The organism is Streptomyces sp. WAC03905, from assembly GCF_057371075.1.
The window spans coordinates 218,445-245,075 of sequence record NZ_JBXYDZ010000003.1; the positions used below are offsets into that span (position 1 = coordinate 218,445).

At 74.0% G+C, this 26,631-nt stretch carries 25 protein-coding genes; 12 read left to right on the forward strand and 13 right to left on the reverse strand.

From position 1 onward, the window contains the following. Positions 1-123 precede the first annotated feature (123 nt). A complete protein-coding gene (locus tag AC2RP6_RS03935; RefSeq protein WP_486450218.1) occupies positions 124-3,597 on the forward strand; it encodes a M28 family peptidase in 3,474 nt (1,157 codons plus the stop codon). A gap of 66 nt (positions 3,598-3,663) precedes the next feature. On the opposite strand, the gene AC2RP6_RS03940 is transcribed toward AC2RP6_RS03935, so the two are convergent. The 4 genes from AC2RP6_RS03940 to AC2RP6_RS03955 form a co-directional block, all read right to left on the reverse strand. Continuing rightward, the gene (locus AC2RP6_RS03940; RefSeq protein ID WP_486444840.1) at positions 3,664-4,773 is read right to left on the reverse strand and encodes a serine hydrolase domain-containing protein; all 1,110 of its coding nucleotides are present in this window, start codon (positions 4,771-4,773) and stop codon (positions 3,664-3,666) included. A gap of 122 nt (positions 4,774-4,895) precedes the next feature. Then, entirely contained in the window at positions 4,896-5,198 is a 303-nt protein-coding gene (locus AC2RP6_RS03945; protein ID WP_486444841.1) for a hypothetical protein, read from the reverse strand. Positions 5,199-5,516: 318 nt separating this feature from the next. After that, a complete protein-coding gene (locus tag AC2RP6_RS03950) occupies positions 5,517-5,927 on the reverse strand; it encodes a rodlin (protein WP_486444842.1) in 411 nt (136 codons plus the stop codon). Positions 5,928-6,065: 138 nt separating this feature from the next. Continuing rightward, on the reverse strand, positions 6,066-6,803 hold the full coding sequence (locus tag AC2RP6_RS03955; protein ID WP_486444843.1) for a class I SAM-dependent methyltransferase: 738 nt from the start codon (positions 6,801-6,803) through the stop codon (positions 6,066-6,068). Positions 6,804-6,920: 117 nt separating this feature from the next. On the opposite strand from AC2RP6_RS03955, the gene AC2RP6_RS03960 reads away from it, so the two are divergent. Further along, positions 6,921-8,450, forward strand: a complete 1,530-nt coding sequence (locus tag AC2RP6_RS03960; protein WP_486444844.1) for an AMP-binding protein — start codon at positions 6,921-6,923, stop codon at positions 8,448-8,450. A gap of 275 nt (positions 8,451-8,725) precedes the next feature. Here AC2RP6_RS03960 and AC2RP6_RS03965 read toward each other — a convergent pair whose 3' ends face one another. Further along, positions 8,726-9,274: an SMI1/KNR4 family protein gene (locus AC2RP6_RS03965; protein ID WP_486444845.1), complete on the reverse strand. Its 549-nt coding sequence runs from the start codon at positions 9,272-9,274 to the stop codon at positions 8,726-8,728. Between the two features lie 50 nt (positions 9,275-9,324). Here AC2RP6_RS03965 and AC2RP6_RS03970 point away from each other — a divergent pair, with 50 nt between their 5' ends. Next, a complete protein-coding gene (locus tag AC2RP6_RS03970) occupies positions 9,325-9,816 on the forward strand; it encodes a DUF6924 domain-containing protein (protein ID WP_486444846.1) in 492 nt (163 codons plus the stop codon). Here AC2RP6_RS03970 and AC2RP6_RS03975 read toward each other — a convergent pair. Next, positions 9,813-9,995 carry a hypothetical protein gene (locus AC2RP6_RS03975; protein WP_486444847.1) on the reverse strand — a complete coding sequence of 61 codons (183 nt, stop codon included), beginning with the start codon at positions 9,993-9,995 and terminating at the stop codon, positions 9,813-9,815. The two genes, AC2RP6_RS03970 and AC2RP6_RS03975, sit on opposite strands and share 4 nt — an antisense overlap. 133 nt (positions 9,996-10,128) lie before the next feature. On the opposite strand from AC2RP6_RS03975, the gene AC2RP6_RS03980 reads away from it, so the two are divergent. Beyond that, positions 10,129-10,560, forward strand: a complete 432-nt coding sequence (locus AC2RP6_RS03980) for a GNAT family N-acetyltransferase (protein WP_486444848.1) — start codon at positions 10,129-10,131, stop codon at positions 10,558-10,560. 112 nt (positions 10,561-10,672) lie between these two features. Continuing rightward, the gene (locus AC2RP6_RS03985; RefSeq protein WP_486444849.1) at positions 10,673-11,404 is read left to right on the forward strand and encodes a hypothetical protein; all 732 of its coding nucleotides are present in this window, start codon (positions 10,673-10,675) and stop codon (positions 11,402-11,404) included. Between the two features lie 7 nt (positions 11,405-11,411). Here AC2RP6_RS03985 and AC2RP6_RS03990 read toward each other — a convergent pair whose 3' ends face one another. Next, positions 11,412-12,071, reverse strand: a complete 660-nt coding sequence (locus tag AC2RP6_RS03990; RefSeq protein WP_486444850.1) for a lysophospholipid acyltransferase family protein — start codon at positions 12,069-12,071, stop codon at positions 11,412-11,414. A 233-nt stretch (positions 12,072-12,304) separates the two neighbouring features. On the opposite strand from AC2RP6_RS03990, the gene AC2RP6_RS03995 reads away from it, so the two are divergent. Further along, positions 12,305-14,827, forward strand: a complete 2,523-nt coding sequence (locus AC2RP6_RS03995; RefSeq protein ID WP_486444851.1) for a D-alanyl-D-alanine carboxypeptidase family protein — start codon at positions 12,305-12,307, stop codon at positions 14,825-14,827. 17 nt (positions 14,828-14,844) lie between these two features. Here AC2RP6_RS03995 and AC2RP6_RS04000 read toward each other — a convergent pair whose 3' ends face one another. From AC2RP6_RS04000 to AC2RP6_RS04010, 3 genes are all read right to left on the reverse strand, one after another. After that, entirely contained in the window at positions 14,845-16,032 is a 1,188-nt protein-coding gene (locus tag AC2RP6_RS04000; protein ID WP_486444852.1) for a S8 family peptidase, read from the reverse strand. 383 nt (positions 16,033-16,415) lie between these two features. Beyond that, positions 16,416-17,222 carry a hypothetical protein gene (locus tag AC2RP6_RS04005; protein ID WP_486444853.1) on the reverse strand — a complete coding sequence of 269 codons (807 nt, stop codon included), beginning with the start codon at positions 17,220-17,222 and terminating at the stop codon, positions 16,416-16,418. Next, the gene (locus AC2RP6_RS04010) at positions 17,222-18,502 is read right to left on the reverse strand and encodes a VWA domain-containing protein (protein ID WP_486444854.1); all 1,281 of its coding nucleotides are present in this window, start codon (positions 18,500-18,502) and stop codon (positions 17,222-17,224) included. Before AC2RP6_RS04010 ends, AC2RP6_RS04005 begins: the two co-directional genes overlap by 1 nt. 103 nt (positions 18,503-18,605) lie before the next feature. On the opposite strand from AC2RP6_RS04010, the gene AC2RP6_RS04015 reads away from it, so the two are divergent. Beyond that, positions 18,606-18,971, forward strand: a complete 366-nt coding sequence (locus AC2RP6_RS04015; RefSeq protein WP_486444855.1) for a DUF6204 family protein — start codon at positions 18,606-18,608, stop codon at positions 18,969-18,971. 26 nt (positions 18,972-18,997) lie between these two features. Here AC2RP6_RS04015 and AC2RP6_RS04020 read toward each other — a convergent pair whose 3' ends face one another. Continuing rightward, the gene (locus AC2RP6_RS04020) at positions 18,998-20,632 is read right to left on the reverse strand and encodes an FAD-dependent monooxygenase (protein ID WP_486444856.1); all 1,635 of its coding nucleotides are present in this window, start codon (positions 20,630-20,632) and stop codon (positions 18,998-19,000) included. A 102-nt stretch (positions 20,633-20,734) separates the two neighbouring features. After that, positions 20,735-21,145, reverse strand: a complete 411-nt coding sequence (locus tag AC2RP6_RS04025; protein ID WP_486444857.1) for an organic hydroperoxide resistance protein — start codon at positions 21,143-21,145, stop codon at positions 20,735-20,737. A gap of 130 nt (positions 21,146-21,275) precedes the next feature. On the opposite strand from AC2RP6_RS04025, the gene AC2RP6_RS04030 reads away from it, so the two are divergent. Next, complete coding sequence (locus AC2RP6_RS04030; protein ID WP_486444858.1) at positions 21,276-21,782, forward strand: MarR family winged helix-turn-helix transcriptional regulator; 507 nt, start codon at positions 21,276-21,278, stop codon at positions 21,780-21,782. A gap of 55 nt (positions 21,783-21,837) precedes the next feature. Beyond that, positions 21,838-22,872, forward strand: a complete 1,035-nt coding sequence (locus AC2RP6_RS04035) for a PHP domain-containing protein (protein ID WP_486444859.1) — start codon at positions 21,838-21,840, stop codon at positions 22,870-22,872. Between the two features lie 74 nt (positions 22,873-22,946). Here AC2RP6_RS04035 and AC2RP6_RS04040 read toward each other — a convergent pair whose 3' ends face one another. Next, a complete protein-coding gene (locus AC2RP6_RS04040; protein WP_486444860.1) occupies positions 22,947-23,819 on the reverse strand; it encodes a UbiA family prenyltransferase in 873 nt (290 codons plus the stop codon). Between the two features lie 76 nt (positions 23,820-23,895). Between AC2RP6_RS04040 and AC2RP6_RS04045 the strand changes: the two genes are divergently transcribed. From AC2RP6_RS04045 to AC2RP6_RS04055, 3 genes are all read left to right on the forward strand, one after another. After that, positions 23,896-24,954, forward strand: coding sequence for a type III polyketide synthase (locus AC2RP6_RS04045; RefSeq protein ID WP_486444861.1), 1,059 nt, complete (start codon positions 23,896-23,898; stop codon positions 24,952-24,954). Between the two features lie 95 nt (positions 24,955-25,049). Then, entirely contained in the window at positions 25,050-25,604 is a 555-nt protein-coding gene (locus AC2RP6_RS04050) for an isoprenylcysteine carboxyl methyltransferase family protein (protein WP_486450219.1), read from the forward strand. After that, the gene (locus tag AC2RP6_RS04055) at positions 25,601-26,626 is read left to right on the forward strand and encodes an NAD(P)/FAD-dependent oxidoreductase (RefSeq protein ID WP_486444862.1); all 1,026 of its coding nucleotides are present in this window, start codon (positions 25,601-25,603) and stop codon (positions 26,624-26,626) included. The genes AC2RP6_RS04050 and AC2RP6_RS04055 overlap by 4 nt, the downstream gene beginning before the upstream one ends. The last annotated feature ends 5 nt before the right edge of the window (positions 26,627-26,631 follow it).

Below are 26,631 nucleotides of genomic sequence, written 5' to 3' on the forward strand. Positions count from 1 at the left end.
ATGTCCCATTCTCGTCATGTCCACGCTCATACTCGGCCGCGAACGAACACCCACTCATCCCCGCACCCCCCACGATCGGAGTGGACGTTGCAGCCCACCAGATGGACGGCGGCCGTGGCAGCGATGGCGCTGACCGCGAGCCTCGCCGGCGCCCTGGCCGGGACGGCATCGGCAGCGCAGCAGGCGCAGCCCGGACCGTCCCAGCAGGACACCCCCGCCGCACGCGCGGTCGCGGCCGCCGACCAGGCCGTCGACAGCGGTCTCGACTCCCTGGTCAACTCCTCGCAGGAGCAGTACGAGCGACGACTCGTCACCCCCTGGGTGAAGGACCTCTATTCGGTGTCGTACGAGCGCAGCTACCGCGGTCTGCCGGTCGTCGGCGGCGACGCGGTCGTCCTCGCGGACGGCGCCGGGAAGGTCCGCGCCCTCCAATCGGCCTCCTCCGTCCGCATCGACGTCGCGACCCGGCCGTCGGTGTCCGCGAAGGACGCCGAGGCCACGTCGCGGACGAAACTCGCCGCGGTCGACAAGGTCGAGAGCAGCCGGCTCGTCGTCCGGCTCAAGGACGACAAGCCGGTGCTGGCCTGGGAGACCGTGCTGAGCGGCCGTACCCGGAGTGCGCCCAGCAAGCTCCACGTCTTCGTCGACGCGCGAACCGGCGCCTTCGTCGACAGCTACGACGACGTGGTGGCGGGCACCGGCAACAGCAAGTGGAACGGTCCCGGCCCGATCACCATCGACACCACCAACTCGGGCTCCACCTACACCCTGCGGGACCCGAACCGCACCGGCCTGAGCTGCGCCGACTACAGCACGGGCACGGTCTTCACCAAGTCCTCCGACTCCTGGGGCACCGGCAACCCCACGAGCAAGGAGACCGGCTGCGTCGACCTGATGTTCGCCGCGCAGAAGCAGTGGGACATGCTCTCGCAGTGGCTGGGCCGCAACGGCGTCAGCGGCAACGGCCGCAGCTTCCCCGCCAAGGTCGGCCTCAGCGACCTCAACGCCTACTGGGACGGCAGCTCGGTCACCATCGGGCGCAACAGCGCCAACGAGTGGATCGCCGGCATCGACGTGGTGGCCCACGAGTACGGGCACGCCATCGACTCCAACACCCCCGGCGGCACCAGCGGCCAGGAGTCCGGGCTGGGCGAGGCCACCGGCGACATCTTCGGCGCGCTGACCGAGGCCTTCGCCAACGAACCGGCCCCGTACGACACCCCGGACTACACCGTCGGCGAGGTGATCAACCTCCAGGGGCGCGGCCCGATCCGCAACATGTACAACCCGCCGGCCGTCAACAACGACCCGGCCTGCTACAGCTCCGCGATACCCGGCACGGAGGTCCACGCGGCCGCCGGACCCCTGAACCACTGGTTCTACCTGCTGGCCGAGGGCACGAGCCCCGGCGGCGGCAAGCCCAACAGCAGTACCTGCAACGGCACCTCGCTCACCGGTGTCGGCGTGCAGAACGCGGGCAAGATCTTCTACGGCGGCATGCTGCTCAAGACCAGCAGCATGTCGTACAAGAAGTACCGTACGGCGACGCTCAACGCGGCCAAGTCGCTGGACGCCACCTGTGACCTCTTCACCAGGACCAAGGCGGCCTGGGACGGCATCAGCGTGCCCGCCCAGAGCGCCGACCCGACCTGCACCCCGAGCGGCCAGAACAACGACTTCTCGATGTCGCTGAGCCCGTCCTCGGGCACCGTCCAGCAGGGCGGTACGGTCACCACCACCGTCGGCACCACCGTCACCACCGGCACCGCCCAGTCGGTGACGCTGACCGCCTCGGGCCTGCCCGCCGGGGTGAGCGCCTCCTTCAACCCGGCGACCGTGCAGTCCGGCCAGTCCTCCGTGCTGACCCTGACCGCCACGTCCAACGCCGCGCCCGGCACGTCCACCGTCGTCGTCAAGGGCCAGGGCACGACCCTGTCCCACACCGTCGACTACACGCTGAACGTCGGCGGGACCCAGCCGGGCAACGACCCGCCGGACATCGACGTCGCCAAGGTGCAGGCGCACCTGGCGCAGTTCAACACCATCGCCGGCCAGAACGGCGGCCACCGCCGCGCGGGCAGCGCCGGCTACACCCAGTCGCTGGCCTACGTGAAGGGCAAGCTCCAGGCCGCCGGGTACACGGTCACCGAGCAGAACTGCACCACGTGCACCTACCCCTCCAACAACCTGATCGCCGACTGGCCGGGCGGCCCCGCCGACCAGACCGTCATGTTCGGCGCCCACCTGGACGGCGTCTCCGCCGGCCCCGGCATCAACGACAACGGTTCGGGCTCCGCGACCCTGCTGGAGAACGCCCTCGTCCTCGCCCAGAAGAACCCGACGATGACCAAGCACGTGCGCTTCGCCTGGTGGACCGACGAGGAGCAGGGCCTCAACGGCTCCGAGTTCTACGTCAACCAGCTCAGCAGCGCCCAGCGCGCGGCGATCAAGGGCTACTACAACTTCGACATGGTCGGCTCGACCAACGGCGGCTACTTCATCAACAACCTCAACTCCGCCACCGCCGCGCCCCTCAAGGCGTACTGGACCTCGCTGAACCTGGCACCGGAGGAGAACACCGAGGGCCAGGGCCGCAGCGACGACTACTCCTTCCAGCAGGGCGGCATCCCCACCTCCGGCTACGCGGCCGGAGCCAGCGCCCGCAAGACCTCGGCGCAGGCCTCGAAGTGGGGCGGCACCGCGAACGCCGCGTACGACCCCTGCTACCACAGCTCCTGCGACACGACGAACAACATCAACGCCACCGTGCTGAACCGCAGCGCCGACGGCGTCGCCTACGCCGTCTGGAAGCAGGCCGTCGGCGGTGAGACACCGGCGCAGGACTTCTCCGTCGCCGTCAACCCGTCCGCGGGCAGCGCGGCCCCCGGCGGCTCCGCCTCGGCGACGGTGAACACCGCGACCGTGAGCGGCGCGGCCCAGACCGTCGCGCTCTCCGTCTCCGGCGCGCCGAACGGCGTGACGGCGACGCTGAGCCCGTCCTCCGTCCAGTCCGGCAGCTCCTCCGCCCTGTCCGTACAGGTCGGGGCGAGCACCGCCCCCGGCACATACACCCTCACCATCACCGGCTCCGGCACCGTCAGCCACACCACCACGTACACCCTCACCGTCACCGGCGGCGGCTCCTGCACCCCGCGCCAGGTGGTGGTCAACGGCGGCTTCGAGAACGGCTCCAGCCCGTGGAGCGCCACCGCGGGCGTCATCACCAACCAGTCCGGTCAGGCCCCGCACGGCGGCAGCTACAAGGCCTGGCTCGCCGGGTACGGGTCCACCCACACGGACAGCGCCTCCCAGACGCTGACCGTCCCCTCGGGCTGCGCCTCGTACCGCCTCGGCTTCTTCCTGCACATCGACACGGACGAGGACGAGAACGTCGTCTACGACCGGTTCACCGTGTCCGTGGCGGGCCAGACGCTGGCGTCCTTCTCCAACCTGGACGCGAACACCGGCTACGTCGAGAAGTCCTACGACCTGTCGGCGTACGCCGGTCAGACCGTCACCCTGAAGTTCAACGGCGTGGAGGACCAGTCCCTGCAGACCTCCTTCGTCGTGGACGACGTCACCCTCCAGGTGAGCTGATGCCCGCCTGAACCGCCCGGGTCCGGCCCGGCCCCCGTCCCACGGGGCCGGGCCGGACGCCTGACCTCACACGGGGCTCCCGTCGGCGAACTCGGCGTCGAGGACCTGCGTGAACAGACCGATCGGGTCGCCCCAGTCGCCGTTGACGCTCTGGGCGACGAGGTGCTCGCCGTCACGGGTGCCGTAGGTGTAGCAGAACGAGCCGTTGATGGCGCCGCCCATGCCCCAGACCGTCGCGCCCGAGGACACCGTCATCGACGACATGCCCAGGCCGTAGGAGGCGCCGGGGATCCACTTGCCCTCGGGCGTCGGGCGGGCGGCGAACATCTCCTCCTGCTGGGCGGGCGGCAGCAGCCGGCCGCCCAGCAGCTCGGCGAAGAACCGGTTCAGGTCGCCGGCCGTGGACACCATCCCGCCGGCCGACCAGGCGAAGCTGGCGTCCAGCTCGGTCACGTCGTGGATCTCGGCGTCGGGCGTGGTGAGGAAGTTCTTGCTGTAGAGCCGGGCGTGCGGTCCGCGCAGCCCGTGCTCGGCGGGACCCGGCACGTAGGTGCCGGTCAGCTCCAGCGGGCGGGCGATGCGCTGCTCCACCTGGTGGGCGAAGGTCCGGCCGGTCGCCCGCTCGATGATGAGGCCGATCAGGACGTAGCCGGTGTTGCTGTACGTCCAGCCCTCGCCCGGTGCGAAGTCCGGGGCGTGGGCGGTGGCGGTCGCCACCAGCTGCTCGGGGCTGAAGCGGTCGTAGCGGTGCTCCAGGAAGGCCGGGCCGTAGTGGCGGGACAGCAGCCCCTCGTCCACGGAGTAGTTGAAGAGCCCGCTGGTCATGCCGAGCAGGTGCCGGACGGTGATCGCGCCCGCGTCGTTGCCGTTGCCCTCGACCAGGCCGGGGAGCCAGTGCTCGACGGTGTCGTCCAGGGAGAGCTTGCGCTCGGCTGCGAGCAGCAGGGCGAGGGTGGCCGTGAAGGTCTTGGTGGTGCTCCCGATGCGGTACTGCTCCTCGGGGATCCGCTCACGGCCGGTGGCGGTGTCGGCCACCCCCGCCGCACCGAACCACCGGCCCCGGCGGTCCTGGACCTCGGCGACCATGCCGGGGAGGCCGGCCCCGCTCACCGCACGGTCCAGTACCTCCTGGACGGCGGGGCGTGAACTCGTCTGCTGGGGAACGGGCTTGGTCATCCGTCGGTCTCCCTCGATGCGCGCCAGTCACGTTCTTCCCTGTGGAAAGGACGCTACGGCGCCGCACCCGGCCGGCGCTGGCCCGCTCCCGGCCAACATCAATTCGACCGAAACGCCCGGGTTCACCCGTCCGTGCGCGACTCCTTCCGGCTTTCCCGGCCCCTGTCCTCGGGGGCGATCATGGCGATCAGCCCGTAGTCCAGCTCCGCGCCGTCCACGAGCAGACCCTCGATGCTGCGGGTCTCCGGGTCGATGTCGGCCTCCATGCCCTGCCCCCGGTAGCGCGGGTACCCGGAAGCCCCCTGCTCGCCGGTCGCCTCGACCACGGCCGACCGCAGCGCGCGGTCCGCCGGGGAGGCACCACGGAGGTTCTCGATGTGCTCGGGCACCACCAGGATCTCGAAGCTCTGCGGCTCAGTGGTCATGGACCGAAGCTACCGGACGCGACAGCGCGCAGCCGGTTTCCCACGTCGCGGCGCCGCACCCCGATCACCGTGCGGGCGACCCGGCGGACAGCGGAGCCCGGCACGCGAGGCGCGGTACGCGGTACGCCGCACGCGACAGAGCCTCCGGCCCGGTCGGGCGGGAGGCTCTGCGGTGTGCGGTTCGGTGCCCACGTCGCCGGCCGTCGGGCCGGCGCGCGCCGTTCGGAGGTCGGATCGGCGGATCCGGGTGGAACAAGCCGGGGCCCCGTGGGCACTCGCGCAGGCGTCGGAGGCCCCGGCTCGCACAAGGGGACTGCGTCAGCTGCCGGCCGAGAGGTTGCCGGAGAGGACCGGGATGTTGTCCAGGATGTGGGAGAGCGGCTCGTCGCCCTTGGCCTGGGTGGAGTTCTCGGTGCACTGCTGGTTCTGCGGGTTCGACAGGACGTTGATGTCCTGGACGCCGACGTTGATCAGGGCGAGGATCGACTGGGCGTTGACCTTCGCCGGCAGGCCGATGCACGGCTTGTTCAGGGTGCCCTGGACCAGGCCGAGCTGCGGGCTGAGGTCGCCCTCGGTCTTCTGGTTGCCGTAGATCTGCTGGGCACCGTTGCCGTTGACGGTGTTGATCCCGTTGTCGTTGCCGATGGCCATGGCCGGGGCGGCAACGGCGGCGCCCGCGCCGACGATGGAGGCGGTGGCGGCGGCGGTGGCCATAATCTTCTTGAGCATCAGGGGTCCTTATGACACGAGTGCATGGGGGTGAGCGCCTTGATCAACGGGCGGGGCGGCCGCTGGTTCCGGTGCTTCACCCGATCGGCCCATCGCCCCTGCGTGGTGCCCCTCCGGCCGCCCCCGCTCGCCGCTGGCCTACCCCTCGCGGACGGCCACGTTCACCTCGACCACGTAGTGCTCCTCCACCCAGCCGTCGGGGAAGCGGCCCATGAGGAGGGCGCGTTCGTCGCTCAGGAAGGCGTCGGTGCCGGGCTCGCCGACGAGGAACAGGGAGTGGGTGGACAGCTTGGCCAGGTGCGTGTCGACGGGGACCCGGCGCGACCACGACAGGTGACGGCCGGTGAACCGCAGCCCGTCCTGCGGCCGGGCACGTTCGTTGATGTACCAGCCGGGCCCGAAGCGGGCCTCGATCCGTGCCTGCTGCTGCGCGATCCATGCGACCGTGACGTCCGGGTCGTTGTGCCAGATCGCCAGTGCCCCGCCCGGCCGCAGCACGCGCAGCGCCTCGGGGACCGCACGGTCCGGATCGGTCCAGTGCCAGGACTGCGCGTACGTGAGCAGGTCCAGGCATCCGGAGGTCAGCGGCAGCCGGTTGCCGTCCGCGCGGACCAGCGGTGTGCGGGGGTTGCGGCGCCGGAACTCGGCGGCCATGCCCTCGCCCGGCTCCACCCCGACGACGCGGGCGCCGCGGGCCTCCAGCAGGGAGGTGGCGATTCCCGTACCCGCCCCTACATCGGCGACGCGGGCGCCGGCCAGGGGGAACCCGGCCAGTTGCTCCAGCACGCCGAAGAGCTCGGGCGGATACGAGGGGCGGTTCGCGGCGTAGCGCGCGGCCGCGGAGCTGAATGAACGAGCACGGGATTCGGTCGTCATGCCGCCCATGATGCCGGTGGCCCGGCCTCTCGTGGAGTGGGCCGCCGGTGTGGTGGGGCGGGCGGGTCCGCCTCTCCCCGTACCATCGCGCACGGTACGGGGAGAGGCGGATCGCGGATGGTGGCCGCGCGGTATGTCTTGGAGCTGGTCGAGGCGTTCGAACGCCATGCGTGGCGGCCCGCGCTGGGCAGCGGCGACGCCCCCGGCACCGGGCCGGTCGTGCTGGAGTTCCAGGAGGTGCTCGACGCGTCCTGGCGGCTCGCCGGCGTGCTGGCCGACGCGGGGATCGGGCGCGGCTCGGGACTGGCCTGTGTGGCGGGCACGAACCGGCCGGAGGTGCTGCTGGTACGGATCGCCGCGCACCTGCTGGGTGCCCGGCTGACGCAGGTCCTCGCCGGACCCGCCCTGGTCGGGCTGGAGTTCATCCTGCGGGACTGCCGGCCGGACCTCGTGGTGCACGACGTGCCGGTGCCCGCCACGGGGGTGCGCCTGCTGGGCCTGGACGCGGCCGTCGGCGACGCCCGCGGGCGGGCGGCGGCCGAACCGGTGTCCGTGGCGGCGCGGGACGACGACGTGGCACGGGTGACGTACACCGGCGGGACGACGGGGCGACCCAAGGGGGTGGCCTCGACCTTCGGTGCGATGGCCGCGCGGAACTCCGCACGGCCGGCGGGCTGGGCGAAGACGGACTACCTGTCGGTCACCTCGCTCGCGCAGCGGTCCGGGGGCCGGTGCCTGGAGCAGTTCCGGGCCGGGGGACGCGTGGAGATCCTGGAGCCTTTCGGCACGCGGGAGTTCGCGGCGGCCTGCCTGCGCCTGGGGCCGGTGTCGACGTACCTGACGACGTCGATGGTGTACCGGCTGCTGGACGATCCGGTGACCGCGCACGGGGTGCCGGGGCTGGAGCTCGTCTCGTACGGGGACTCCCCGGTCCATCCGGAACGACTGCGGGAGGCGGTGACGCGCTGGGGCGGCCGGTGGCGGCAGGGCTACGGATCGAACGAGGCGGGGGTGATCTGCCGGCTGACACCCGCCGACCACGACGCGGCGGTGGGGCGGCGGCCGGAACTGCTGGCTTCGGTCGGCCGGCCCGTCGAGGGTGTGGAGGCCGAGGTCCGCGACGAGCGGGGCGGGGTGGTGGCGGCCGGGCGCACGGGGGAGGTGTGGGTGCGGTCGCAGGCCGTGATGTCCGGCTACTGGGGCGGTCCCGAACTGACGGCGCAGGTGCTGCGGGACGGCTGGCTGCGGACCGGAGACCTGGGGCACCTGGACGGGGACGGCTACCTCCACCTCGACGACCGGGCCGCGGACGTGGTGATGGTCGACGGGGACAACGTGTACTGCCTCCCGGTCGAGGCGGCGCTCACCGGGCATCCCGCCGTGGCGCAGGCGGTGGTGGTGGGCCGGCACAGCGACCGCACCGGGGAGGAGGTGTGCGCCTTCCTCGTCCCGGCCGGGGGCCGGGCGCCGGAGCCGGGCGCGGCCGACGAGGCGTGCGACCTGGTGGAACGGCGGCTGGCCCGCGCCCATCGACCCACGGCGGTGTTCTGGGTCCAGGACGTCCCCCTGACCCCGCGCGGCAAACCGGACAAGCGCCTCCTGCGCTCCCGGGCGGCGCAGGCGCCCCAGGAAGGGTCGTCAGAGTAGCGTCGGCCCGCGCGGAGGGCGGGGCCGGCGGCCGGACGGGACTTTGACGACACGACCTGAAGGGGGTCGGCGCCGAACCACCGGGCGGCGGCGCGCCCGCACGCCTCGCCGCCCGAGGCGGGGCCACTCTCCCGGGCCGCCCCCGGCGCGGCGTACCCGACGTCGGCACGGCCGAGACGTTGCCGGGCGCGTTCCACGGCTTCGACTCCTTCGCACCGCACGCCGCCCTGACCCGGGACGCCCGTGACGCCGGCATCACTGGCTGCGGCGCCTGCTCAGGCGCCGGCCCACACGTCCTCGCCGGTTCGTCCGCGCCTCACCCACTCGGCGAAGTCCGCCGGTTCGCCGTCGGGGGTGGGGGAGGCGCCGACGTCCGTGACGAGCCACACCCGGCCGCGCTGCGGTCCGGTGGTCACCAGGAGCCAGAACGCCCGGTCGTCCTGGGCGCGGAGCACGATCGAGCCGTGGGTGAACACCGTGCCGATCCGGGCGTCCGCACCGTCGTCGGCGGACTCGTCCTCCTCCCAGATCCACTCCTCCTGCAACGGGAACGCCGCGCCCGGTCGCCGCGGCTCCCCCGCGGGCCAGCAGGCGGGCAACTGCCCCAGCGGCTGCATCCCGACGCCGTACGGGCCCGGGCGGACCCCGTTGCCGACCTCGGCGACGAACGACCGGTACGGCTCCGGCAGCGTCACCCCGTTCGCCGCCTCCCACGCCTCGACCGCCGGGTAACCGAGCGCCGGCTCGCGCCACTCGGCCGGGAACGCGTCCCGCAGCCCGTCGAGGGTGGCGCCGTCGGGGCGCGGATCAGGTGTTGTCGTCACGGCATCATGATGGCATCCGGCGTGCAGCCGTTGCGGAGGGAGGGACCGACATGTTGCCCGAGGTGGTCGGACGTGGAGAGTTCAGCGCACTGGTCATCAGGACCGACTACGAGGACGAGGCCGCCTGGCGGGAGGTGCTGGCGGCCCTGCATCAGCCGTGGGGCGACGACGGGGAGCACGAGTCCGACGTCCACGTCGTCGACGACCCCGTCTGGGCCGGTGCCGCGTCCGAGGAAGTGCTCGCCGCGGTCGGCCGCGACGAGGAGCTGAGTGTGGTCTTCGTCGCCGACCGGGTCACGATGCGGTCCGCGCAGCGGGCGTTGCTCGCCCTCGATGTCAGGCCCGAGGAGGAGGATCTGGATCCCGAGTACTACCAGGAACTCCTCGACTCCCCCGCACCCGTGGAGTTCCGGACCGTTCCGGCCGGGGTGCACTGCGCCCACGCGAACCTCACCCTGGGGAACCTGGACTTCGAGGAGTACGCCGAACAGGCGCTCGCGGACCCCGACGGGGTCTACCGGGCCTGGCGGGACACCGCCTAGGCGGCCGGGACCACCGAGGCGCGCATCGCGGCGGCCCATTCCTGGAGGAGCCCGGCGTGGCGGATCCGTTCCGCGTCGGAGAGGCGGCCCTCTGCGCGTGCGAAGAGACAGCGGATGTCGGCGTTGATCTCGGCGAGGGAGCGTTCGGGGGCCGGGTGGTCGTCAGGCGTCGGGCTCACGTGATCAAGAGTAGGGCCGGGGTCCGACACCCGTGGCCGCTGTCCGGCATGCGGACGGCGCGTCCCGCCGGGGTGGACGCGTGCGGCGAACCAGGGGGCCGGTCCAGGAGCGGAGGCCCCGTACCCTGCCGCCATGAAGATCATCGACCTTGAGCCCGGCGACGCCCGGCTCACCACCGATCTGCTCCCCGTCCTGCTCGAGCTGCGTCCCCACCTCACCGAGGAGCTCTTCCTCTCGGTCGTCGAGGAGGGGAGGGGCCAGGGCCTGCGCTTCACCGCGGCCTACGACGCGGACGGGGTGTGCGTGGGTGCGGCGGGCTGGCGGGTCGTGGCCACCACGTCCATGATCCGCAAGCTGTACGTCGACGACCTCGTCACGTCCGCCACCGCCCGTTCCGGCGGTGTGGGCCGGGCGCTGCTCGCACATCTGGAGCAGCACGCCCGGGACGCCCGGTGCACCGCCCTCACGCTGGATTCCGGCACCCAGCGGACCGACGCCCACCGCTTCTACTTCCGCGAGCGGATGGCCGTGACCGCCTTCAGCTTCGAGAAGCCCCTCGGCTGAGCGGGCGGTCCGGTCCTCCGTGACCGAACCGACGCCGCCCCGAGGCCCGATCGGGCTCGTCGGCCCGGCACCGGCTTGTTAGGTTCCTCGCGTCGTCGACCCCGGGGGAACCGTGCCCATACCCAGAGTCCGCGTGCCCGGCGGCGTGCCCGGCGGCGGCCTGTGCGCCGCGGCCGCGGCCCTCGTCCTGCTCGTCGGCTCCGCCGCCTGCGGGCCGCAGCAGCGAAGGGAGTCCCCGGTCCCGGCGGCGTCGGTGGCGCCATCGGCCTTCCCTCCGGTGTCGGCCACGGGCCCGGCTGCGACCGCGGGGGCCGGAACTCCGTCGGCGTCCCCGCCGGTGTCGTGGCCACAGCCGACGCCGACGCCGTCCCGGCACGCGTCGACGCCACCTCCGGCTCCGACCCGGCTGACCGTCTCGGTCGACACGCGCGGCGGCCGGCTCGCCCTCGTACGCGGCGGCGCGGCCCAGGAGTTCACCGTGACCCTGCGGAACGGGAACTCCGCCGCGTACCGGCATCTGCTCGTCGCCTTCCAGATGGAGGCCCTGGTCGGCGGACCGGCGGACGCGCCGGGCAGCGGGCCGGGCCTGCTGCTGGAGCGGTTCGAACCGGCGTCCGGGACGTGGCGGGCGGCCGGGCTGCGCGTCGCGAACGATGCCAAGCCCCTCTCACTGTTCACGGGTGGCGGGCCGCTCGCCCGCGGGGAGGTCCGTGTGGAGCGCTACCGGCTGCGCGCGACGGCCGGCGGTCCGACGGGCAGCAGCCCGCTGGTCGTGTCCTTCGTCGACACTGACGCGGACCGGGAGGCCGCGGCCCATGTCCTGCTCGGGCACCGCACCGGCTGAGGCCCCGTCATGCGTCCGCGCAGGTCTCCCCGACGGCGGACGCCGCGGTGCGCCAGGCCGCGGTGACGGCCTCCCGGGCCCGGTCCGTCGCCTCGGGCACCGGGGTGGGGAGCCGCAGCGGCGATCCGATGTGGACGTGGAGGCAGGGCCGGCGCAGCGGCGCCGTGAAGACCCCCGCGAGCTGCTTGGCGCTGCTGCCGGAGCAGAGGCGGCGGGAGCCGGCCTGTCCCACGGGCACCACGGGGGCGCCGGTAGCGGCGGCGAGGCGGGCCAGGCCGCTGCGGAAGGGACCCGGCGCGGACTCCCCCGCGTCGCGGCGCGCGGGAAGGCCGCCTTCGCCGTAGAGCAGCACGCTGCGGCCCGAGGCGAGGGCCACCGCGGCGGCGTCCAGGGAGTCCGCGGCCCGGGTCGTACCGCGGTGGACGGCGATGTGCCCCTCGCGGCGCAGCGCCGGCCCGAGGAGCGGTACGCGCCACAGGCCGGCGGTGGCCAGGATGACGGGTTCGATGCCGTGCCGGCGCAGTGCCGCCACGACGACGGCGGGGTCGGCGAGCGAGGTGTGGTTGGCCACGAGGATCGAACCGGAGGCGGACCCGGCACCGGGGTCGGCGGTGACGGTCAGCCGCCCGAAGGCGGGGACCAGGGCGGAGGCGATTCGGCTGAGCATGGACGGTCCCGTTCGGTGGTGGTGCGGTGGTGTTGCTGTGGTGTCGCGGTCCATCGTCGGCGGGGGCGGGGGCGCGGTCATGAGTAGCCGTACTCACCGAATATGACCGAACGGTCACAAGATCGGCGTCTGGGAACGCGGGGTGCACGGGCGGCATCTAGCAGTGCGGCGGGGCCCTCTTCGGGCGCCGCCGAACGGTATCTGCACAGTGTGAGCGGCAAGGCGGGGCTGGGATGAAGGCGGTAACGGTGGCGGGCGGTTCCTCGGACGACCCGAAGATCGAGGGAACCACCGTCGCGGGGGCGGGCCCTGACGAGACGTCCACGGACCCGGAGGCCGGTGCGGGTGCGGATGCGGCGCCGGGGGACCGGGCGGCGGCGCAGTCCGAGCCCGCGGACGGCGGTTCGGCGTCGCCGGAGTCCCCCGATGACGCCGCGGCACCTCCTGCCGAGGAACCCGAGCCCGAGGCCGAGCCCGGCGCTACGGACCCGGAGGAGGACGCTCCTGAAGGCCCGACCAGCAAGGACACGGCCGACGCCCCCGACAGCACCGCCTCCGGAGACGAGCCAGCCGCGGGGGCCGACCGCCCGGAAGACACGAACGCGGACGACGAACCCCCGGCGGGCGACGACGCCACGCGCGTACTCAAGGCGCCCCCGCGCGCCAGCGACACCTCCGACGACGCGGACACGGCCGCCCCGAAGTCGAAGCCGGCCGACGCCGACGGGCCCGACGACATCGACGCGGACGACGAGGCCCCGCAGGGGGACAGCGCCACGCGCATGCTGAAAATGCCCGCGCGCGCCACCGACGCCACGGACACGGCAACCCCGAAGACGAAGCCGGCCGACGCCGACGCGGACCCCGCGCCCCCGAAGGACGACGACGCCACGCGCGTACTCAAGGCGCCCCCGCGCGCCAGCGACACCTCCGACGACGCGGACACGGCCGCCCCGAAGTCGAAGCCGGCCGACGCCGACGGGCCCGACGACATCGACGCGGACGACGAGGCCCCGCAGGCGGACAGCGCCACGCGCATGCTGAAAATGCCCCCGCGCGCCACCGACGCCCGCACGGCGGCCTCGGAGGCTCGGACGACGGCGGACGGCGAAACCCCCGCGGCGGACGACGCCACGCGGATGCTCAAGGTGCCCGCGCGCGGTGCCGGTGAGCCGGAGGCAGAGTCCGAGGAGGAGGCCGGGCGCGGTAAGGGGCGTGCCGACGGCGGAGGTGAGAAGGACAAGGACACCGGTGGGCCGCGCGTGCCCGGGTGGGCCAAGGCGAAGGCCGAGGCCGAGGACGGCGCGGCCGCGGACACCGACTCCGAGCGGACGAGCAGGTTCGTCGCGCTCAAGGACGTCGACGTCCCGCCCCCCGCCGCGTCCCGCCCCCGGCCGCAGCCCCAGTCGCAGCCCCAGTCGCAGCCCCAGTCGCAGGCGCCCGTTCCGACGCCGCTGCCCCCGCTGGACCTGCTGGCCGAGCTGACCAACACCCCCGCCCCGCCGGAAACCCCCCGGCGGACCGCGCTGCGCCGCGTCAAGGTGTGGACGCCGATCCTGCTGCTGCTCGCCGGCGCCTGCATCGGCGGTCAGATGCTGCGGCCGCTCCCCGACCCCCGGCTGGTCGCCGCCGAGGCCGAGCACACCGTGGACGGTCAGTTCTCCCTGCCCTGGCCCGGCGCGGGACAGGGCGCCGTGCGCGTCGTCGGCTCCGGCGACATCGGCACCTTCGGCGAGCAGAAGCCCGTCCCGACGGCCAGCGTCGCCAAGATCATGACGGCCTACGTGGTCCTCAAGGGCCATCCGCTGCGCAAAACCGAGCCCGGCCCGGACATCACGGTCGACGCGAAGACCGTGGCGGACGGCAATTCCGAGCACGAGTCCCGGATCACGGGCCTGACCGCCGGCTCGAAGTTCAGCCAGCAGGACATGCTGAAGATGCTCATGATCCCCTCGGGCAACAACGTCGCCCGCCTGCTGGCGCGCTGGGACACGGGCACCGACTCCGAGGCCGCCTTCGTCGAGAAGATGAACGCCGCCGCCCGGGAACTCGGCATGAAGGACACCGTCTACACCGACCCCAGCGGTCTGGACGCGGGCACCGTCAGCACCGCCGCCGACCAGATCAAGCTCGCCGAGGCGGTGATGAAGGACGATGCCTTCCGCGCGATCGTCGCCCTGCCCGAGGCCAGCATCAAGGGCCTGGGCGAGAAGCTCGTCAACAACAACCACCTGCTCACGGAGTCGTCGCTGAGCATCCGCGGCATCAAGACCGGTTCCAGCACACCCGCCGGTGGAACGTTCGTGTGGGCGGCCTACAAGCGGGTCGGCGACAAGGACCAGTTGATGCTGGGGGCCTTGATGGAGCAGCGCGCGCCCGCGCCCGACCAGGACGCCCTCAACAGCCTGGCCCTCGTGAAGACGAACAGCAAGAAGATCATCGAGTCGATGCGTGCGGCGCTCGCCTCCACCGTGCTCGTCCGCAAGGGCGACGTCGTCGGGCACGTGGACGACGGGCTCGGCGGGCGCGTCCCGCTCGTGGCCGTCAAGGACCTGGAGGTGGTCAGCGTGCCCGGTCAGCGGTTCAAGCTGTCGCTGACGGCCGGCGACGGGCCGCTGCCGCACACCGCCAAGGCGGGCACGGAGGTCGGCGTCCTCACGGCCGGCGAGGGCGAGGGCGCCAGAAGCGTTCCGGTCGCGGTCCAGCGAGCCCTGGCGGAGCCCTCGGTCGGCACCAGGCTCACCCGTCTCGGCTGAGGCGTGGGCGGCGCCCGTCAGAGGCCGTCCGTGAACAGCAATCGGTTGGGGGTTCCGGTTCCGGTTCCGGTGAGGAGGTCCTTGGTGGACTGCTCGACGAGCCGGCCGGCGACCTCCTCGGGCGTCGCCGCCGGGTGGGCCGCCTTGTAGAGGGCGGCCGTTCCGGCGACGTGCGTGGCGGCCATGGACGTTCCGTCCAGGGCGACGTTGCCCCCGCCGAGCAGCGCCGAGTCGATCTGTTCACCGGGGGCGTGGATCTCGACGCACTCGCCGTGGTTGGAGAAGGCGGACTGCTCGTCGGCCTGGTTGCTCGCGGCCACCGTCAGCACCGCGTCGGCCGATGCCGGGGAGACCGTGCAGGCGTCGGCGGCCGAGTTGCCCGCGGCGACGACCGGGAGGGTGCCCGACTCGGCGACGGCGGTCGCGGCCCTGTTCACGGCGTCGGAGCGGCTTCCGCCCAGGGAGACGTTCAGGACGGCCGGCTGCCGGGCGTTCTCGGCCACCCAGTCCAGTCCGGCGACGACCGCCGAGTATTCGCCCCGCCCGTCGCAGCCGAGCACGCGGACGCTGACCAGGCGGGCGGCGGGTGCGATGCCGTACGTCCGGCCGCCGACGGTGCCCGCGACGTGCGTGCCGTGGCCCTCGCAGTCCCGGCCGTCGCCGCCGTCCCCGACGGCGTCGAATCCGGGCTCGGCCCGGCCCTCGAACTCCGCGTGGTCGTAGTCGATCCCGGTGTCGAGGATGTACGCGGTCACCCCGGCGCCGTCCCCGGCCGTGGTGAAATCGCCGTCGAGCGGCAGGGTCCGCTGGTCGATGCGGTCCAGGCCCCAGGTCGGGGCGGGTACGGCGGCGGAGAGGGCGGCGGGGCCGGCCGGGGTCGGCGGTGCGGAGACCTCCGCGTCCGCCTCCACCGAACGGACGCCCGGGGCCTTGCGGACCTCGTCGAGCTGTCGCGCCGTCAGGGGGACCGCGAAGCCGTTCATGGCCGAGCCGTACACGAAGGTGGGCTCCAGGCCCAGGCGTTCCGCGAGGCCGGCCGCGTCCACGCCCTCGTCGAGGCTGACGATGAACTTTCCGGGGACGGCGGCGGTGGACACCAGGAGCGGAGCCCGCACGGGTTCCGGTCCGTCCGCGGCCGCGGCGCCGGCGAGTGCGGGGGCCGCCGCGATCAGGGCCGCGGCGGTCAGACGTGCGAGCAGGCGCATGGAGGTACTCCCCGGGAGGTCGGCGGTCGTCAGGAGACGGCCGCGTCCTCGCCGGTGCTCGGGCGCGGCCTCCCTCTCCTTCGGACGGGGCCCGGGGAGGCTTGAGGGGCGCGTCCCCGCATGGCCCAGCGGCGCCCGGCCGCAACCCGTCCCGGGGCCCACCCTCAGCCCTGTCGGCGGCCCACCCGCAGCCCTGCCGGGGGCCCGCAGCGCTGCCCCGGGGCGACTCGCAACCCGCCGATGGCACCCGCCGGCAGCACTCCCCCGGGAACCGCCCGGAGCCCTCCCCCGGCTCTCGGCCTCGGCCGCCGGTCCACGCCCGGGCGGGGACACCGGGCGGGGCCCGCCCGGAGCCGGGCCGGGCCCCGGGCCGGGTGCCCGGATCAGGCGCCGGGCGGCACCCGGGACGGGCGGCCCGCGCCGCGCGTCAGGGAGTACCCGAAGATGCCCGCGAGGGCACCGAGCACCCCGCCGGCCGCGGTCCACAGCCAGCGGTCCGACCACCAGCCGCCGGACCAGCCGTCCTCCGGCTCGCGCAGTGAGCCGGTCACCGTGCCGGCGACCAGCGGCGTGGCGAGGGCCCCGTCGACCGCGTAGGCGCCGCCCTCCTCCCGGACGTCGGCCTCGACGGCCGCGCTCACCGGCAGGCCCAGGTCGTCCTCGGGCAGGTCCACGACCGTCAGCCGGACGTAGTAGCTGCCGGGCAGCGGATCGTTGGCCCACGGCTCCGCGCCGGCGCGGACCGTGCGCAGCGTGCAGGACAGTTCGACCGAGGCGGCCTCCTTGGCCGCGGCCCGGCTCTGCGTGCCGTACGTGCAGGCCTGGCGGCGGCGCAGGCCGTCGTACACGTCGAGCTGCCAGGTCGAGGCGCCGTGCCGGGCGGCGGACCCGGGCAGGGTGACGGACGCCTTGACGGTGACGCGCTGCTGGGCGTCGACCGGGAGCACCCAGTACAGGTAGTCACCGCTGGAGGCACCGGCCGTGGCCTTCTGGCCGGGCCGGAACGGCGTGGCGGTACGGAAGCTCGTCCCCGCCTCGGTCGGGGCGGACTCGGCTGCGGTCCCGCCCTTGGCGGTGGTGGCGCTCGGCGACGGGGTGTCCGCGAAGGCCGTGCCCGCGGCCGTACCGGCCACCGTGAGGGCGGCGGCCGCCGCGAGCAGGCCCGCGGTCAGTGTGCGTACGGTACGCATCAGTTGGTCCTCCAGACGGAGATGCGCCAGCGCGAGATCCATCCCCACACCAGGCCGGCCAGCAGTCCGGCGAGCACCAGCACGGCCAGCGTCCACCAGCCGCGCCCGAGGCCGAAGGCCGCGGCGTCGGAGGCGGTGTCGGGGCCGTCCACCAGGTCGATGGTCAGCTCGACGGGCATGCCGGGGGTGGTCTTGACGGACGCGGGGGCGGAGAAGGAGTTGCTGACCTGGAGGCAGACCGTCTCCGCCGCCGGCTTGGCGTCCGAGTCCGAGTCGTCGTCGATCTCGGCCTTGGGGTAGCGCAGGCCGGTGGACAGGGCGTCGGTGCGGCCGTCGCCCGCCTCCGAGCCGCGTACGATCTCCCGCCCGTGCACGGTCGTGGCGCGCAGCAGGACGCCGTAGTCGTTGTTGACGGCCCGGTCGGCGCCGATGCTCACCGAGGCGCGCAGCTCCTGGCCGGGAAGGACGTCGACCCGGTACCAGCGGTGTTCGCCGAAGGTCTCGCGGTCGCTGTAGAGGCCGGCCTTGAGCTGCGGGGCGCCCTCGCACTGCTTGGCGCCCTCGGTCGCCACGGGGTTGACGACCGGGTCGGCGGCCCGGTCGACGAGCTGGCGGACCCGGCCGGAGAGTTCGGCCTTGTGCTGCACGGAGGTGTACGTTCCGCCGGTGGCCTCGGCGATGCAGGTCAGCTGGGCCCGGGTCTTGGCGTCGGGGACCAGCCCGAGGGTGTCGATGACCAGGTGGATGCCCTTGGCCGCGATGTCGCGGGCCACCTCGCACGGGTCGAGCGGGGCGCAGGTGTCCTCGCCGTCCGTGATGAGCACGATCCGCTTGGTGGCGTTGCCGCCGTCCAGGTCCTGGGCCGCGCCGAGGAGGGCCGGACCGATGGGGGTCCAGCCGGTCGGGGCGAGGGTCGCGACGGCGGTCTTGGCCTCGGTCCGGTCGAGGGGGCCCACCTTGTAGAGCTGCTTGGTGTCCTTGCAGCCGGTCGCCCGGTCGTCACCGGGGTAGTCGGCGCCCAGGGTCCGTATGCCGAGCTGGACTTCGGCCGGTACGGCGTCGATGACCTCGTTGAAAGCCTGCTTCGCCGCGGCCATCCGGGACTGGCCGTCGATGTCGTTGGCCCGCATGGAGCCGCTGACGTCCAGGACGAGGTCGACCTTGGGGGGTTCCTTCGCCGTCGGTCCGTCGGCGGCGGTGGCGCTCGCCGGGAAGAGGCCGACGGCCAGTGCGGCGAGCAGGCCGCACGCCCTGGCCGCAAGCCGTTTTCTAGTGATCATCGCCGGATCGTATTGAGGATCGTCCGGCAATCCAAAAATCGGTGCGGACATCGGCCACACATATCCGGATGCGGGTGCTCGTCCCGGCGCCTACGCTGCCGGGATGAGTACCCGTACCTTCCGTATCACCGTCCGTGGCGCGTTCGACGGTCTGACCGACGGCCAGCGGGCCGAGCTGCTCGCGGCCGCGCCCGAGCACGACATGCTGCGTGCGGAGTTCACCGCCGAGGGGCACTTGACGTACGACCTCGCGGCCCGTCCCTTCTTCACGTTCCGTTTCCTGGATGCGGGCGAGGCGGAGGAGGACATCCTCGACGCGACGGCCCGCGCGGAGCTGGCCGCGGAGGCCTGGCTGACGGACCGCGGTTACGGCTTCAAGCAGTTGCGGTCGCAGGCCCAGGACCTGTCCCGGGCTCCGCTGGGCAAGCGGCAGCGCCGGGAGGCGGCGCGCGGCGGGGCGCGGGCCTGACGGGGAGGTGGCCCGGAGCCGGGCGGTCAGCGCCCGGCGTCCGCGGCGAAGACGGTCGCGAGGTGCGCGGCGAGCCGTTGCGGGGTGGGCGGGGAGAGCCGGGCGCCGAGGTGCCCGTCCGGGCGGACGAGGAAGGCGGTCGGCCCGTCGGCCGCGTAGAGACGGGCGAACTCTCCGCCGGTGTCGTGGTAGGCCGGCAGGACGGCGGGGCCCGCCGGTGCGTCGGGCGGGGTGTGGGCCGGCAGGACGACGCACGTCCCGATGCGGCCGCCGGAGGATTCCCGGGCGGTCCGGGCGAGTTCGTCGAGGCCCGTGCCGTAGAGCAGCAGGACGTGGTCGCGCCCGCGCAGGAGGTCGGCGAGGCGCAGCGGGACGGCGGTGATCGGTGAGGTGAGGCCGCCGCAGTCGGGGGCCCGGTCGCCGGGGCGGGGTCTGGGGCCGTCACCGGGCGGGTCGACGACGGGGCTTCCGCGGTAGCCGACGAGCAGTTGGGCCTCGCGCAGCATCAGGGTGTCGGCGTCCTCGGGGTCGGACTGGACGCCCTGGGCGGAGGCGTGGCGCACCGTACGGCCGACGACCTCCTCGCCGACCGGCCGGCGTTCGGCGTCGTAGCTGGGCAGGAGGTCCGGGTGGGCGGCGCCCTCGACGGCCAGGGCGAGCTTCCACGCCAGGTTCCAGGCGTCCTGGATGCCGGTGTTCATGCCCTGGGCGCCGGTCGGCGGGTGGATGTGCGCGGCGTCGCCGGCGATGAAGACCCGGCCGTGGCCGTACCGGTCGACGATCCGGTGGCTGATGCGGAAGACCGACGACCAGCGGATGTTCGAGGCGGTGGTGGGGGTCGGCGAGAGCCGGTCCAGGACGGTCTGGATGTCGGCGAGTTGCGGGGCGCGGCCGCCCTGGAGGCCGTGGACGACGCCGTCGGCGGCGGCCTGGTGGGCGGTGGACAGTTCGGGGGGCACCTTCATGGACATCCGGTAGCGTCCGCGGCCCGGCAGCGGGATGCATACGAGGACGTCGTCGACGGCGCCGGAGCCGTCCAGGTGCATGGCGCGCAGGGAGTACCCGTACGGCAGGTCCCAGTCGGCTTCGACGTCGGCGAGCATGTACTCCTCGGGGAAGGCGCCGCCCTCGAAGCTGAGCCCGAGTCCCTTGCGGACGATGCTGTGGGCGCCGTCGCAGCCCACGAGGTACCGGGTGCGCAGTTCCTCCTCGGCGCCCGAGGGGGTGTGGAGCCGGCTGGTGACGCCGCCCGGGTCCTGGCGGAACGACACCAGTTCGGTGCCGCGTTCGACGGTGGTGCCCCAGCGGCCCAGGTGTTCGTCGAGGATGCGCTCGGTCTCGTACTGCGGCAGCGCCGCGAAGCGGTAGGGCACGTCGGGCGGCAGGACGAGGTCGAGGCGGGGCTGTTCGGCGCCGTTGACGTAGGTGATCTGGCCGCGCATGGGGACGGCGGCGTCCAGGACGGCGCGGACCGTTCCCATGCGGTCCCAGATCTCCAGGGTGCGCGGCTGGATGCCCACGGCCTTCGCGAACGGCAGCGGGGCCGGGAGCCGGTCGACGATGCGGCAGGACACGCCGCGCCGGCGGAGCTCCGCGGCCGCGGTCAGCCCGATGGGGCCGGCGCCCACGACCAGTACGTCCGTCGTTGCGTTGTGCCCCACTGGCGTCTCCCGGCGTGCGGCCCCCGTCGGAGTCGGTCTGACTCCATGGTGGCCGTCCGCCGGGCCCACGGCATCTCCGTGCGGTCTTCGGGCGGGTGGTGCCTACTCGACGACGAGCTCGACCTCGATGTTGCCGCGGGTGGCGCGGGAGTAGGGGCAGACCTCGTGGGCCTGCTTGACGAGGAGGGCGCCCGTCTCGCCGGCCAGGGAGTCCGGGAGCTCGACGCGCAGGACGACACCGAGGCCGAAGCCCGCGCCGTCCTTGCCGATGGAGACCTCCGCGGTGACCGAGACCTCGCTGGTGTCGGCCTTGGCCTGGCGGCCGACCAGGCCGAGCGCGCTGGCGAAGCAGGCGGCGTAGCCGGCGGCGAAGAGCTGCTCGGGGTTGGTGCCCTGCCCGTTGCCGCCCAGCGCCGGGGGCATGGCCAGGGCGAGGTCGAGCTGGCCGTCGGAGCTGACGGTGCGGCCCTCGCGGCCGTTGGCGGTGGCGACAGCGGTGTAGAGCGCGTCCATGAGAGTTCCTCTCGCAGAAATGAACCGTGGCGGCGGCCGGTGTTCCCGGCCGCGCTCCACCAGTAGAGCACGCAATTCAGTTGTGCACAATTCAATGCCCTCCAACTTCTACCCGGGTACACTGGCCGTCATGACCGAGCAGCCCACCGCGACCCCCGCCGACCAGGACTTCCTGCGCCTCGACGGCCAGATCTGCTTCGCCCTGAACGCCGCGAGCCGTGCCTTCGGCGGCCTCTACCGCGTGGTCCTCAAGGACCTCGGGCTCACCTACCCGCAGTACCTGGTGATGCTGGTGCTGTGGGAGCACGGCGAGATGCCGGTCAAGGAGATCGGCCGGCACCTGCGGCTGGACTCGGGCACTCTGTCGCCCCTGCTCAAGCGCCTGGAGGCGGCCGGACTGGTGCGCCGTGAGCGCAGCATCCAGGACGAGCGCTCCGTGCGCGCCGCGCTGACCGAGGAGGGCGCCGCGCTGCGCGCCCGCGCGGTCGAGGTGCCGCGGCGGATCGCGGCCGCCACCGGTTTCGACCTCGCCGAGGTCGTCGACCTCCAGGCCCGCCTGAGCCGCCTGACCGCCGCGCTGGACGCCGCCGTGCCGCAGGAGGAGGCACGGGAGGCACGGGAGGCACCGGAGGCGTAGCGGCCGTCCGCGACGGACACTGGGGCCACCCGACCCGTGCGGCAGGAGGTGGCCGATGGACCCGGTTGCGGCCCTGGACCGGATCGCGTTCCTGCTGGAGCGCTCGCTGGCCCCCACCTACCGGGTGCGGGCCTTTCGGAACGCGTCCGCCGCCGTCGCGCGCATGGACGGGGCGGAGGTGGCCCAGCGGGCCGCCGCCGGCTCCCTGGAGGCCGTCAAGGGCCTCGGCCCCAAGACCGCCAAGGTCGTGCGGGAGGCACTCGCGGGTGCGGTGCCCTCCTACCTGCAGGCCCTGGAGGACGAGGCCGCGGCGCTCCCGGACGGACCCCCGGCCTCACCCGCGGCCGCCGCCCTGCGGGCGGCGCTGCGCGGGGACTGCCACGTGCACTCCGACTGGTCGGACGGCGGCAGCCCCATCGACGCGATGGGCCGGGCGGCGGCCGGCCTGGGCCACGAGTGGGCGGTGCTGACCGACCACTCGCCGCGCCTGACGGTCGCCCGGGGCCTGTCCCCGGACCGGCTGCGCGAGCAGCTCGACGTGGTGGCCGGGCTCAACGCCTCCTGGGCGCCCTTCCGGCTGCTGACCGGGATCGAGTGCGACATCCTGGACGACGGCGCGCTCGACCAGGAGCCGGAGCTGCTGGAACGGCTCGATCTCGTCGTCGGCTCGGTCCACTCGAAGCTGCGCATGGACGCGCCCGCCATGACCCGGCGGATGGTGGCGGCCGTCCGCAATCCGCTCATGGACGTCCTGGGCCACTGCACGGGCCGACTGGTCACCGGTCGCGGCCGGCCGGAGTCGCAGTTCGACGCCGAGGAGGTGTTCGCGGCCTGCGCGGAGGCCGGTACCGCCGTGGAGATCAACAGCCGTCCCGAACGGCTGGACCCGCCGCGGCGGCTGCTGCGGCTGGCCGTGGCCGCCGGGACCTTCTTCGCGATCGACACGGACGCGCACGCCCCGGGTCAGCTCGACTGGCAGGCCCTCGGCTGCGAACGGGCCGTGGAATGCGGCGTCCCGCCGGAGCGCGTGATCAACACCTGGCAGGCCGACGACCTCCTGAACTGGACCCGCACCCGGCGGGCACCATAGGACACCTCCGGCCCGGGGGGGGTGTCGTCAAAGTCCCGTCGGCCGGCGGTCGGCCGCCGCTCCTGTGCCGACACTCACCAGGGGCGGAGTTCGGCCACCAGCAGGACCACATCGGCTCCGGCCACCGCCATCACCGTGCGGAACGGGAGCCGCCCCGCGGGGCGGCGGGACGCGAGCAGCAGGGCCGCGGCCGTCACGGCCAGCAGCGCCCAGCCGTACGCGGACACCCGCCCCGGGGGCCCCGCCACGAGGGCGGCGGCCGAACCCAGGACGAGCAGACCGGCCAGGGCCGCCGAGCGCCGGGCTCCGAGCCGGTGGGGCAGCCCCACCACGCCGGTGGCCAGGTCGTCGTCGATGTCGGGCAGGACGTTCGCGAAGTGGGCGCCCGCGCCGAGCAGGGCCGCGGCCGCCATCAGCCACGGCGGCGGCCAGGGCGCACCGGGCAGCCCGAGAGTGACGAAGGCGGGCAGCAGCCCGAAGGCCAGGGCGTACGGGGCCCAGGAGACGACCGTGCCCTTCAGCCGCAGGTTGTACGCCCAGGCGGCCGCCACGCCGGTCAGGTGCACGGCGCCGGCGAGGGCACCGGCCGCCAGTGACAGGGCCGCGCAGACCAGGAGCGCCACCGCCGCGGCACGGGCCACCGCGGCGGGTGACGTCGTACCGGCGACCAGGGGCTTGTCCCGGCGGCCGGCGGCCAGGTCGCGCCGCAGGTCGGTCCGGTCGTTGCACCAGCCCACCGACAGCTGGCCGGCGGCCACCGCCCCCGCGGTGAGAACCACTCCCGACGGGCCGTGCCCCGCCGCGACCGCCAGGACGGCCGCGAAGAGGCTCACGGCCACGGCCGGCAGCGGGTGGCAGGCCGCCGGCAGGCCCGCCGGGCCGCGTCCGGTGCGGGCGGCCGTCCCTCGGCCGCCGCTCTCGGTGATCTGGGTGGTTCGCACGGGCACGGCGACACGCTACGCGGCGGCGCGCCCGAATCAGGTCATTCATAACGAAGTGTCAGTTGTTTCCTATGGTGATCGAATGACACGTGTTCTGGCAGTGCGCAGCGTGTTCCCGCCCCATCGCCATCCGCAGGCCGAGATCACGGATGCGCTCGCCGGTTTCCTGCCGCCCGGCTCCGACACCGCCCTGCTGCGCCGGGTCCACGCCTCGGTGCGCGTGGAGAACCGCCATCTCGCGCTCCCCCTGGAGCGTTACGGCCCCGCGAACGACTTCGGTACGACGAACGCCCTGTTCCTGGAGACGGCCCTCGCACTCGGTCCCCGGGTGCTCGCCCTCGCCCTCGCCGACGCCGGCCTGACGGCCCCCGAGGTGGACGTGGTCATGTCGACCACCGTGACCGGTCTCGCGACGCCGTCGCTGGAGGCCCGGCTCGCCGCCCGCGCCGGACTGCGTCCCGACGTACGGCGGTTGCCGCTCTTCGGCCTCGGGTGCGCCGCCGGAGCCGCCGGGGTGGGCCACCTCCACGACCTGCTCGCCGGGCGGCCCGGTGACGCCGCCGTCCTGCTGTCCACCGAGCTGTGTTCGCTCACCCTCCAGTCCACCGATGCCTCCATGGCCAACCTGGTGGCGGGAGCCCTCTTCGGCGACGGCGCGGCCGCCCTGGTGGCCGTGGGCCGCGACCATCCCCTGCACGCGACGGGCACGGGCCCCGAGGTGATCGCCACCCGCAGCCGTCTCTACCCGGGCACCGAGCACCTCCTCGGCTGGGACATCGGCCACTGGGGCATGCGCATGGTGCTCGGCCGTGAACTCCCGGACCTGGCGCGGCTGCACGTGGCCGAGGAGGTGGAGAGCTTCCTCGCCGCCCACGACCTCAAACCCGCGGACGTCGACGCCTGGATCTGCCATCCCGGCGGCCCGAAGATCCTCGACGCGCTGTCGGACGCGCTGGCGCTGCCCGAGGAGGCGTTCGCGGCGAGCCGGCGCTCGCTGGCCGCCGTGGGCAACCTCTCCTCCGCCTCGGTCCTGCACATCCTCGAAGGCGTCCGCGCTGCCGGACCGCCCCCCGGATCCGTCGGGCTGATGCTCGGCTTCGGCCCCGGCTTCGCCTCCGAACTCGTCCTCCTGCGCTGGTGACCGCGATGAACTCCTCGGCCTCCCTGGCCTCCCTCTCCCCCCTGACCTCCCTGTCCTCCCCGACCTCCTTGTCCTCCTTGTTCTCCTTGTCCTCCCTGAGCCTGTACCTGCTGCTCATCTGCCTCGTCGCCGCCGAGCGCCTCGCCGAGCTGGTCACCGCCCGCCGCCACACCGCCTGGAGCCTGGCGCGCGGCGGCCGCGAGTACGGCCGCGGCCATTACCCGGCCATGGTCGTCCTGCACACCGCACTGCTGGTGGGCTGCCTCGTCGAACCATGGGCGGCCGGGCGGCCGTTCGTCCCCCTGCTCGGCTGGTCGGCCCTCGCCGTCGTCGTCGCCGCCCAGGGACTGCGCTGGTGGTGCATCGCCGCCCTCGGTCCGCGCTGGAACACCCGCGTTCTCGTCGTGCCCGGACTGCCGCTGGTGGAACGGGGCCCGTACCGGGTGCTGCGCCACCCCAACTACGTGGCGGTGGTCGCCGAAGGGGCCGCGCTGCCCCTGGTGCACTCCGCCTGGGGAACCGCCCTCGGCTTCACCGTGCTCAACCTCGCGCTGCTGCGCGTGCGGATCGGCTGCGAGGACGCGGCCCTGACGGACGGCGGACGCCTGCGCGCCCCCGCCTCCGTCCCGTCGGCGGGCGCACCGTCATGATCGACCTGCTGATCGCGGGCGGCGGTCCCGCCGGACTGGCGACCGCCATCCACGGCGCCCTCGCCGGGCTGGAGGTCGTGGTGGTGGAACCGCGGCCCACCCCCATCGACAAGGCCTGCGGGGAGGGCCTGATGCCCGGGGCGGTGCGCCGCCTCGAAGAACTGAGCGTGCCGGTGGCCGGGCAGCCCTTCCGCGGCATCCGCTACGTCGACGACGCGAGCGGCCTGCAGGCGGAAGGGCTCTTCCGGTCCGGGCCGGGCCTCGGGGCCCGCCGTACGGACCTCCAGGCGGCGCTCGCCGAACGGGCCGCGCGGCTCGGCGTAAGGGTCCTGCCGCAGCGCGTCGACCAGGTGCGTCAGGGAGTCGACCACGTCACCGCGGCCGGGCTCACCGCCCGCTACCTCGTCGCGGCGGACGGCCTGCACTCCCCCGTCCGGCGTGGCCTCGGCCTGACGGCGCCGGCCACCCCCCGTCGGCCGGCGCGCTACGGGCTGCGCCGCCACTACGCGCTCCAGCCCTGGAGCGACCTCGTCGAAGTGCACTGGTCGGCGCGGTCCGAGGCCTACGTCACCCCGCTCGCTCCGGACCGGATCGGCGTGGCGGTCCTCACCACCGACCAGGCGCCCTTCGACGAGCAGCTCGCCCGTTTCCCCCGGCTGGCGGCCCGGCTCGCCGACCGCGCCGACACGCCCGTGCGCGGCGCCGGCCCGCTGCGCCAGGGGGCACGCGTCCGCGTCTCGGGGCGGGTGCTGTTCGTCGGCGACGCCGCGGGGTACGTGGACGCCCTGACCGGCGAGGGGCTCACGCTGGCCCTGGCGGCCGCGGGCGAGCTGGTGCGGTGCGTACGGGCGGGCCGCCCGCAGGCCTACGAGCAGGCGTGGCGGGACCTGTCACGCAGCTACCGTGCGCTCACCGAGTCGCTGCTGTGGGCCCGTCGGCGACCGCGGCTCGCTCCCCGGATCGTGCCGCTGGCCGCCCGGCTGCCCCGCGTGTTCACGGGCGCGGTCAACCTGCTCGCCTGAGGCTG